This window comes from Pedobacter sp. 05L430, assembly GCF_056397585.1.
The window spans coordinates 1-600 of record NZ_JBFTNT010000613.1 but is presented as its reverse complement, the minus strand read 5'-3'; the positions used below and the strand labels follow the sequence as shown (position 1 = coordinate 600).

1 protein-coding gene is annotated in these 600 nt (G+C 34.8%); it reads right to left on the bottom strand.

Going from position 1 to position 600, the window contains the following annotated elements; translation table 11 throughout:
* Positions 1–127: 127 nt before the first annotated feature.
* The coding region (locus AC1DG9_RS27625; protein WP_477635772.1) for a mannitol dehydrogenase family protein at positions 128–600 on the bottom strand (473 nt) is incomplete at its 5' end.

Sequence of the window (600 nt, the reverse complement as noted above, 5' to 3'; positions counted from 1 at the left end):
TAACACCTGTCGATCAAGATAATTCACAGTAGTTGCGAAAAATAATAATGCACAGATAGTCCACCTGTAATTACCTACTTTTTTTTCGTTCATTATATTTGGTTTAGTATTTGGTTGGGTTGTTTTTTTATTTTGTTTTGGCTAGTGCTTCTGTAATGCCAAAGGTTTTTATGTTGTTATAATTTTCTTCTACTGTTTTAATAAAATCTTTAAGGCCTGGCAGGTCGGTTTCCCATAACTGCTGATCTGACAATACTGAGTTTACATACTCAGCTTCGTCAATCTTGCTTTTTTCATAGAAATAAGCAGCCTGATCGTCAGTAATCAGGTATTCCTTACCATCGTATTGCCCAAAGTACTGATTTTCTTCCTTTTTTTGAGTTCTCATGAAACATAAGAATGCAGCAAAACCGAAAGCGATACTTGATGGAACCTTATTAAATAGCTTATAATATTGAGTTAAAACAGGTAATATCCTTATTTTCATTTTCATGGTATACTGAAAAGTGATATTGATCCATAAATGTTTAATGTATGGATTTGCAAACCTGTCCAGAACCGCGGCCGAAAAAACCATGGCCTCATCGCCCGGAACTTCGT